The sequence below is a fragment of the Pseudomonas meliae genome (genome assembly GCF_001400515.1).
GTDB classification, from domain to species: Bacteria; Pseudomonadota; Gammaproteobacteria; order Pseudomonadales; family Pseudomonadaceae; genus Aquipseudomonas; species Aquipseudomonas amygdali.
In genome coordinates this window covers 1-8453 of sequence record NZ_LJQT01000183.1, presented here as the reverse complement: position 1 = coordinate 8453, position 8453 = coordinate 1, and the positions used below count along the sequence as shown (strand labels likewise).

10 protein-coding genes and 1 pseudogene are annotated in these 8453 nt (G+C 55.8%); 1 reads left to right on the top strand and 10 read right to left on the bottom strand.

Features of this window, described 5'->3' with window-relative positions:
• From ALO64_RS08325 to ALO64_RS08315, 3 genes are all read right to left on the bottom strand, one after another.
• The coding region (locus ALO64_RS08325) for a DUF4411 family protein (RefSeq protein WP_094195077.1) at positions 1 to 317 on the bottom strand (317 nt) is incomplete at its 3' end.
• A complete protein-coding gene (locus ALO64_RS08320) occupies positions 317 to 1453 on the bottom strand; it encodes an XRE family transcriptional regulator (RefSeq protein WP_044345333.1) in 1137 nt (378 codons plus the stop codon). The genes ALO64_RS08320 and ALO64_RS08325, both read right to left, overlap by 1 nt.
• Positions 1454 to 1684: 231 nt before the next feature.
• The gene (locus ALO64_RS08315; RefSeq protein ID WP_002555838.1) at positions 1685 to 2359 is read right to left on the bottom strand and encodes an HAD family hydrolase; all 675 of its coding nucleotides are present in this window, start codon (positions 2357 to 2359) and stop codon (positions 1685 to 1687) included.
• Between the two features lie 293 nt (positions 2360 to 2652).
• Here ALO64_RS08315 and ALO64_RS25515 point away from each other — a divergent pair, with 293 nt between their 5' ends.
• Entirely contained in the window at positions 2653 to 2859 is a 207-nt protein-coding gene (locus tag ALO64_RS25515) for a hypothetical protein (protein ID WP_044324534.1), read from the top strand.
• 112 nt (positions 2860 to 2971) lie between these two features.
• On the opposite strand, the gene ALO64_RS08310 is transcribed toward ALO64_RS25515, so the two are convergent.
• The 7 genes and pseudogenes from ALO64_RS08310 to ALO64_RS25925 form a co-directional block, all read right to left on the bottom strand.
• Complete coding sequence (locus ALO64_RS08310; RefSeq protein ID WP_002555839.1) at positions 2972 to 3271, bottom strand: hypothetical protein; 300 nt, start codon at positions 3269 to 3271, stop codon at positions 2972 to 2974.
• Between the two features lie 147 nt (positions 3272 to 3418).
• Positions 3419 to 3784 (bottom strand): histone-like nucleoid-structuring protein, MvaT/MvaU family, encoded by a 366-nt coding sequence (locus ALO64_RS08305; RefSeq protein ID WP_010203168.1) that lies wholly within the window; start codon positions 3782 to 3784, stop codon positions 3419 to 3421.
• A 442-nt stretch (positions 3785 to 4226) separates the two neighbouring features.
• Positions 4227 to 5774: a M10 family metallopeptidase C-terminal domain-containing protein gene (locus tag ALO64_RS08300; protein WP_044345331.1), complete on the bottom strand. Its 1548-nt coding sequence runs from the start codon at positions 5772 to 5774 to the stop codon at positions 4227 to 4229.
• 177 nt (positions 5775 to 5951) lie between these two features.
• Positions 5952 to 6722 carry an SDR family NAD(P)-dependent oxidoreductase gene (locus ALO64_RS08295; protein ID WP_044345330.1) on the bottom strand — a complete coding sequence of 257 codons (771 nt, stop codon included), beginning with the start codon at positions 6720 to 6722 and terminating at the stop codon, positions 5952 to 5954.
• Between the two features lie 60 nt (positions 6723 to 6782).
• Positions 6783 to 7547 (bottom strand): hypothetical protein, encoded by a 765-nt coding sequence (locus ALO64_RS08290; protein WP_044345328.1) that lies wholly within the window; start codon positions 7545 to 7547, stop codon positions 6783 to 6785.
• A 157-nt stretch (positions 7548 to 7704) separates the two neighbouring features.
• The gene (locus tag ALO64_RS08285; protein WP_005745763.1) at positions 7705 to 8040 is read right to left on the bottom strand and encodes a hypothetical protein; all 336 of its coding nucleotides are present in this window, start codon (positions 8038 to 8040) and stop codon (positions 7705 to 7707) included.
• A 154-nt stretch (positions 8041 to 8194) separates the two neighbouring features.
• Positions 8195 to 8453: pseudogene (locus tag ALO64_RS25925) on the bottom strand (hypothetical protein); the annotation flags it as partial.

Genomic DNA, 8453 nt, shown 5'->3' with positions numbered 1-8453 from the left:
TTGATCGGAGAATCCTTAAGAAACTCCTCCATTGCTCCAGTCTTCATGCCTTGCGCTTGCGCTACCAACGTAGCGACTTTCACGAATTCGGCCTGAGTCTTTTCATCCGAAATGCTTTGGAAAAAAGTCGAATTATTTTTTGCCCAGTCAGCCAGCTCATCATGGCCTTTGGTAAGTTCGTCTTTAACAGGACCGATACTGGCCAAGAAAAATGTCTGGTTTTGAAGCAGCAACCATTGCCAATAAGCCGGACAAATCGTCATGCCGTAATAGCGATTCTTGGCTTCAATCAGGGTGTTGGAGTCCATCAGAAACATCACCGGGCCAGTGTCTCCGCCAGCGTTCTTAACTTGGCTGGCTGTACACCGAGAAGACTACCTGCCTCACGCAACAGCATCCGCCCACTCAGGGTTTCGGTCAGTACAGCCCTACTCAGCCGCGTACTGTTTTTGGCCGTTGCATTGCGGTAGTAATCCCCGGCACCGCCTTTCTCTTCCCGGAATGCCTTTAGGACCTTCTGGTAATAGAGGCCGTACTGCTCTTGCGTAACGTAGTCCAGGTCCATCGCGCGTCGACCAATAACAAGCTTGCTGACATGAAACCTCGTAGCGAGAGGGGCCAGATTACTTTCCCATTCAATACCAGCGTTCCATACAGCTCGAAAAAGCTCTTCGGGTACAAGAAACTCACCCGCCACGGCGTTGCAGAATCGCTCTTCCTCTCGACCATTCGCAGTACCCGCGTCAGAAACGCCGCTGCTGCCAATCCAGAGATGAGCGAGTTCGTGCATCAACGTAAATAACCGAGCTGTCGGAGCATCCGAGCTGTTGATAAACACCACTGGAGCCAGCGAATTACTGATGGCGAAGCCTCGAAACTCACTGACCTCCAGTTTGCGATGGGTATTGCCCAGCGCGATGCCACTGCGCATGACAAGCACACCAGCCACTTCGGCAGCATCAATCAGCGCGCGGCTGTATTTATCGTAATCAAGGCGGGACTTTTCCGGATCGACACCGAGAGTTTGCCGAATATCACTCACAACCGTCTTCACCGGAGTCCGGCTGTCGAAGCGACCGACGAACGGAAGAGGCTGGTGCTCTTGTACGTGAAGGTATTCCAGATACCAGTCCTGTTTGCGAATTGCGTCTTTTACTGTGTCCACAAGCTCCAAACTTGGCCGCAAGGGTGCCGAGTTACCGACTGTGCGCAAGTCTGGTAGCGGCAGCTGTTCGACAGGAGGCTGAGGCAAGAACAAAAACCCAAAGGGAACATGCGCAACGCTCGCCCACTTCTGGGCTTGCAAAAAGGTTGGTCTCGTCTTTCCTGCTTCCCACTCCTTGATACGCTCAGGTTTCACAGGCAGCTTTCTGGCGACCTGGGCGGCAGACAGGCCTGCCCGCTCGCGGGACCACGTGAGGATGCTTGGGTTAACGAACGCGGCTTGGCTCATGGCAAATTTGGAATATCAGAGAGGAGTGTGTCGGGCCAGTGCAAGCGCGGGCTACTGTGCATTGCCTTTTCCTTGGCTATGACGAGCACCGCAGAATACAGCGCGTGCACGTACACTATGGGCTCGCAATGCTACGGTCAATGACGGCAGCGAGTGATATGGGAATGATGAACCCGATTTTCGCGGGCATGTAGGTAAATAATTACCTCATTTGCCACGCCAGCCGATCATTCAAGGGCGAGAAGCAATCTCGTCCAGATGATTCAGCAGATCCAGCGGGTCTTCATAGACCCTCAAGGCACCTGCGCGCTCAAGCTCGCCGATGTCATAACCACCCGAAAGCAGGCCCACGCCGGTTGCCTTGCAGCGGCGCGCCGCCAGCATGTCCCAGATCGCATCGCCAATCACCAGGCACTCGTCGATAGGCGCGTTTATCTTCTTCGCTGCTGCCAGGAACAGATCCGGGTCTGGCTTGCCGTAGCTCACGTCATCGCGCGTAACGATGTTGATCTCATTGATGTCCAGTTTCAGAGCCTTGAGATTGATCGTCGCCGTATCAATCCCGCCGCTCGTGGCGATGCACCACTTGAGGTTTTCCTTATTGAGCGTCTCAAGCAGCTCGACAGCGCCCGGCAGCGCAATGATCTGCCCCTGTAGCCGCTCATACGCCTGAGCGTGTTTTTCGCTGAGTCGTTCGGCTTGTTCTTCACTGATATCCAAGCCGGTTTCACGCGACAACGACTTCAACATCAGCCCGCCGCTCATGCCGATCTTGCGGTGAATACGCCACATCGCAAGCGGGATATTTTCTGCATCCAGTGCTTCTTTCCAGGCAGCAACGTTTTGATAAACGCTGTCGGTCAGCGTGCCGTCCAGGTCGAAGATGAAGGAGGTTTGCGGTCTCATAGGGTTACTCTTTTTGAATTCGGGTTGACCATCTGGCGAGGTCCGGAGCGAGCAATCAGCTGCCAGCCGAGGCTAAACAATGCTTCAAACAAGGCATCGTCAGACAGTGGAGAGATGGGCATTTGTCAGGGTCATAGGCTTTCGAGTCGGTGGTGCGTTGAGCGTTCGATTTTTCAGGGGCTCGGTTCGACCGGAGGGGACTCTTGAAGACGTTCTGTTCAGAGAAGTGCCAATATCGTAATCGGCACATTCTAGTGTGCCGAAATCGTGTGGCTGCGGATCATATTGATCAGATGAAAACAGTCAAATACGGCGAAAGCGACTACCAAGTGCCTGAATTCTGGTCTCAGTTAATTGCAATAGCGCCAAAAAAAGGGAAGGTGGGTGAGGCTATCGTCATTGACCATTCCGCCGCTCGCGGGCATGTGCTGGATGTTGGTGACTGTTACCCAGCCATAACCACGCTGACTTCTCACGGTTATACGCAAGCCTTGAAATGACTATCGTGCCAATGCTCCGCGTTGGCATGCCGTTCTGGACGCTCTGCGTCACACATCTACAGTCTGGCAATGCAGCCCAAGGACCCTACAGAATCGCGTGTAATCAGCGTGATTACTGGTGAGTGTCCGCATTCTCAGCTGGATAAAACTCACCCTTGCTTCCCATCCTTTCCAGCCGCTCACGAACGAGCGCCTCGACGCTGGCCACTGCAGCCCGGTCGTCAGGGTTGACCAGTTGCAAGTGCAGGCGACTATTGTTCTGATCGTGGGTACCCTCGCTGAGCATGTCGTGTGTGACGACTTGTTCGCCACGCCACAGACATAGCTGAGTATGGGTATCACCAAGCCATATCTCTTTAACTGATCTGAGGTCAGTTTTAGCCAGTTGGTCCACGGTGATTGTCTTTTCCATTGCGCTGTACCTTTTCAGTGAGTCGATAGAGGTCTGACGTACTGGCGAAGCGGGTCGTTCCCGACATCGGCAGTTCGACCGCGCGAACGGTGATTAGCCGATGCTCCAGATTAACCCCGGTCAATCAACCGTTGCATGGCGCAAGGCTTATTTCTTCAGCCAGCTCTCGACGACATCAGCACCGTGCTCTGCTTTCCACTCTTTCAAGGCTCTGTGATTCCCACCTTTGGTTTCGATCACTTCACCGGTCTTCGGATTCTTGTACACCTTGAGTTCACGCGGCTTGCGCGTGCCCGCAGGTTTATCCGCGACCTGGCGACGCGACGAGCTCTGTGGGTCCAGCAGATTGACAATGTGCTTGAGGCTGAAGCCATAGTGCTCAAGCAGCTTGCGCAGCTTGGTTTCGAACTCGATCTCTTTCTTCAGGCCCTCGTTGCCTTTCATGGTCTCCAGTGCCTGAAGTTGCTCGGCGAGGTGTTTTTCCAGCTGACGGTATTCTGCGAGTTTGGACATGGTGTTTTCCTTATAAACAGGTGGGCGTAGTTATTGAGAGAGATAGCGCCCGTTACAAGTTCAGCCTATTTTCCGCAGGTCGGCTGGATTTAAATACGTCGGAGTAACGCCATAAGCCGGATTGCCCAGGCTTCCGGTTATTTTCAAAAATGCGGTTTTTCGCGCACAAAATTAACAGCGGTTTTTGCCCATCTGTTCTGCAAGCCAGTGAAAAGTTTTGATTGGTCTATTTCCTGACGCAATAAAACGGCGACTCTACCTATTGACTGCGCGCCAGCGAAAAGAAAGAGCGGAAGGCGAGCGCTTTGACAGCGAACCAGGCCTGGTCGCGTTGAAAATGCAGGAGCAGTGAGCATCAATACCGCTCACTGTTCCTGCCTTGTAGGCGTCCAGACAACTAAAGGTGGGCAGGGGTGCCCACACGCTAGCTGTTCAGGTGATATCAGCTCGCGAGGTCGACGGCGGTTTGACCCACGAGCGCCACGTCTGCCGTATCGGCAACCACCAGGTCGGCGTTGGTGAGCTCTCGCGTGTAGTCGAACCCTGCTAGCGTGACCTGGAACGCATGCCCATCGGCGCCTGGCTCGCTACTGCGCAGGTAGGTACGGTCGGTGTTTTCATCGTAGGTCATGCTCAAGGTGCCGTCGCGGCCGTTGCCAAAACCGGTCACGCCGAGCGCAGCGACGTCGAGCTTGTCCTGGCCCCAGATGAAATCAGTGATCAGGTCGCTGCTGCCCGCATGGCTGTCGGCGCTGCTAGTGAACACGAAACGGTCGTTGCCTGTGCCGCCGGTGAGCTTGTCCGCGCCCACCCCACCGGTCAGCACATCGTCACCGGCGTTACCCTCGAGGGTGTCGTTCCCGGCACCGCCGGCGAGGGTATCGTTGCCCCAGTAACCATAAAGGGTGTCGGACTTGTCACCGCCTACCAGACTCACCGAGGTGATCGGCTGCGGAGTGGTCACAACCGTCGCATCACTGGGCGGGGCGAACAGCACAGTGCTGGCGTTGAGCTCATTGACATGGTTGCCACTGAGCAGAATTTCAAAGCGGTTACCGTTGGCATCGGCCTCTAATGATTTAAGCGCGGTGGCATCGCCGGCCAGGTTGAGGACCACCTTCAGCGTACCGTTGTAGCCGTTACCCAGCCCGGTGAAGCCCAAGGCGGACACGTCGATCATGTCATGGCCGTTGCCACTGAAGTCGGTGATCAGGTCGCGGCTGCTGTAGCTGCCACTGGCATCGTTGCGGTAGCTGTCGCTGAGCCGGGTATACACGAAGCTGTCGGCACCCGCGCCGCCGCTCAGAGTGTCGCCGCCGGTGCCGCCGAACAGCCGATCATTGCCCGCACCCGCTTCGACGTTGTCGCGGCCAGCGCCGGCCTTCAGGGATTCGCTGGCGTCTGTGCCTTCGAGCAGATCGTTGTGCGAAGTGCCGTTGATCAGCGGCTGGAAGTTGGCATCGGTAATAAGGCCGCTATTGGCCATGAACTGCACGGCAAAATGTTTGCCATTACCGTCTCGCTCGTAGCTTTCCAAAAAGTAAATGCCGCGCAGAGGCTCGCTACGGATGTGCAAGGTATCGCCATAGCCATCGCCTAAATGGCTATAGCCCAGGGCCGACACGTCGAGGGTATCGTGGGCGGGGTCAAAATGGCTGATGGAATCGGTGTGCTCGCCTCCGCCATTGATATAGCTGTCGCCGATGCGGTCGAAGCGGAATACATCATTACCGGCGCCGCCGTCCATACCGTCGTATCCGGCACTGGAGACCATCACATCGTTGCCACCCCCGCTGACTAGCTGGTCGTTGCCGCCACCACCCATCAGCAGTTCATTGGCCAGCCCACCACGTATGTAGTCGTTGCCAGGAGTGCCCTGCACGATGAGTTCAATCGGGTTATTGCTGACCTGGCTACTGGCGCTTTTGACCTGCAAATTCCCAAGCGCCGTAGGGTTGGTGGCGTCCTTGATGTTGAATACCTGGGTCATGCCGTGCTCCTTACCTGCGGTGGGTCCATTGAGAGTGGGGTATGACGCCAGTAATGCCGTCTCGTTGATAGCAATGGGCCTTATCCGACGAAGGGGTTATAAGCGGCGGGGACTTTCCGACCAAAACAGCCCGTTAGTGAGGACGGACAGCGACCTCATTCTCACAAGTGAAACAAGTCACCAGACAATCGGCTTATCGTCCCAGGCCCAGAAGGTCCCGCTGTCGGCCGGTCCATGTGCGCCTACCACCTCAATAATGCGATCCGCCGAGAACGCCGGTTCGAACAGCTGGCCTGCAGGTACGTTCGCCTGGAAGGGCTGAGACAGCTCCGTGTCAGTCGTGCCTGGGTGTATTGCCAGGACAGTAGAGGCCGGGTTAAGACGTTTCAACTCGATACCGGCCGTGTGCAGCAACTGGTTCAGCGCTGCTTTGCTGGCTCTGTAGCTGTACCAGCCACCCAACCGGTTATCGCCAATAGAGCCAACCCTCGCGGAGAGCGCCACGAAAGTTGAAGGTTGTTTGCGCAATAACGGGAGCAGGTGTTTGAGCAGCAGGATCGGTGCAAAAGTGTTGGTCGCGAAACTCGCCTCCAGGCTCGCAAGTGTCAGTTGTGCCAGGCCCTTTTCTGCTTTTGCGCCGTCCTGATGAAGAATGCCTAGCGTACTGATGACGAGGTGCAGATGCTCACATCCATCAAGCGTCTCGCTCACAAGTGCTTCAAGGGATTGTTCATCACGCGCATCGCAGTCGACGCGTTTGATGCGTTGGCCATATTGCTCTGCAAGCTTTGCCAGCTCTTTGGAAGTACTGGCTTCACGCGCGACCGCCCATACCTGAGCCACATCATCGCGAGCAAGCAACGCCGCGCACAGTGCCAAGCCAATACCTCGGCTGGCCCCGCATATCAGCACGTTAGCGTCGCTGTTCAGTTCGGGTATCAAACTCATAAGGCACCTTGAGGAGCATGGCTGAAGTGTTTTTTAACGTCTGTGAGAGAACTATAAGCCCTACCGCTTCGCCAACAACCGCGCCAACACAGCCGTCACCACCACAGCCAGCAAAACGGCAGCCGCGATAGACACGAACGCGCCCCATTGCAATATGGAATACCTGAGGGTCAGGTAGAAACTCACCACCCCGACCGCGCCAATAGCATTGCCCCGGACTATTGCCGCCAGTTCATAACGCCCGCCTTGCACATGGACAAACACTGCAAGCGGCCAGGCGATCACCGGGATCGGCGCCAGCAGCCCACTGACCACCGGCCCGAGCCAGGTAGCGCTTGCGGTAATCGCCAGCAGCAGAAGGGTGGCCGTCAGCATTCGCATCGGAATGACCCAGCGCGGCATTGCAACGTATGACGCTACATCCGGTGGTGCCTGTTTCGAGGTGGCAACAACGATCAACGCAACCATCAGCAGCGTGAAGATGATCGACAGCGTCAGTAAGTCCGACAGGTTCATCACAAAGGCCGTTGCGCCATACACCGCAAGCGCCAAGGTGCATCCAGCCACCGCTGAAACGCGTCGAGTGGCCAGAAAATAAAACAGATAAGTCGCCTGAATCGCCGCAAGCCCAGCCAATGCCCCAGGCACTGCCATCGAGGCGAACTGGGTGCCTTGCTCGAGGCTGAGAAACAGCATGACCAGCGCCGAGGTCATCGGCAGGCCGGAGAGCAGCCCTGCCACGCCGGCACCCCAGCGCCTGGCCGCCAACGAAATAGCCAGCATGAGCGCGGGGGTAATGAGTAACTTGAGGTAGAAGGCCGTCATGCAAAAAAACTTCACATCCGAAGGAGGGCTGAATGCTAAACCTTTTGGCGGTTGGTAACGATGCGTGCCTGCTCTTACAACACCCCCGACAGTGCATCCGCCAATAGCCAGAAACAGAAAAGCCCGGCGAACCGGGCTTTCTGAAACCGAGCGGTGCTTATTTAGCCGTTTTCAGCTTGATCACGTCACCAGAAACGGTGGTGGTATAGCCGTTCAGAACCCAGGCCCAGAACCACTTCTCCTGCACTTGGGTATTGATCAGCGCATCGCCACCCTTGGCCTGAATGGCGCTGTTCTGCGCACGAACAAAACGGTCGTTCTGACGAATCGGGATCAGACCGAACAGCATCAGGCCGGTGGCGCTTGCTTCACTGTGACCTACGACGGTGTATTGGCTGCTGTCGTATTGCGGGGTTTTCATAGGGGTGCCGGTGCAACCCGCCAGAACCAGACCACATACTGCTGCGGCGACGACTTTGCTAAATGACTTCAAGGTGAAACTCCATGGGAAAACCCGGATCCACGTCTCGGGCGGCGGTACTTTACTCGTCGGGGTTGTGGTTTAGGTATTTTTTTGAAATTGCGTTATGCCTTTTTGCTTCGCCATGCGCCAGCAAATGTAGCGTTCGATGACGAAGCTGCCGGGCTCACGCTACGCAACTCTTTGGCGTAATACGGTTGTCTCCAGGAGAATTTCCACCTTTGTGCATTTCGGTACTCAATACGGGTTCTTTGCGTGCGCTCAACTCGATAGGGTATGGCCCGGTTTGCGCCAGAACCACTTTTGTCTGAACGATAAAGGCTTCGTTGTTTCGGGTATAGAAGATCCACTCTCGCTGTTGCCCACCTGTTACCGTGCACGCCCACTTCGCTAGCCCTTTCTCTTGAAGTGAACCGCCCCGGGTT